Below are 367 nucleotides of genomic sequence, written 5' to 3' on the forward strand. Positions count from 1 at the left end.
ATATGGTTCTGACTTCTGGTCAAATCCCAGTAAACCCAGCAACTGGTGAAGTATCTGCTGATATCGCAGTGCAAGCTCGCCAATCTCTAGACAACGTTCAAGCGGTTGTTGAAGCTTCTGGCCTGACTGTAAAAGACATCGTAAAACTAACGGTATTCGTTAAAGACCTAAACGACTTCGGTACAGTAAATGAAGTTTACGGTAAATTCTTTGATGAGCACGGTGTTGCAAACTACCCTGCACGTTCATGTGTTGAAGTAGCGCGTCTGCCAAAAGATGTAGGTATCGAGATCGAAGCTATTGCGGTTCGCAAATAGGTTTTAATATCTAGAATAAACGGTTTCTAGTAAACAAATTGGCATAAAGC

General features: G+C 42.0%; 1 protein-coding gene. It reads left to right on the top strand.

From position 1 onward, the window contains the following. Positions 1-317 (top strand): Rid family detoxifying hydrolase (locus AB4653_RS28800; RefSeq protein ID WP_372071312.1); only part of this gene is annotated, 317 nt, incomplete at its 5' end. Positions 318-367 lie beyond the last annotated feature (50 nt).

Source organism: Vibrio sp. 10N.222.48.A3 (assembly GCF_041475345.1).
Lineage (GTDB): Bacteria > Pseudomonadota > Gammaproteobacteria > Enterobacterales > Vibrionaceae > Vibrio > Vibrio tasmaniensis_A.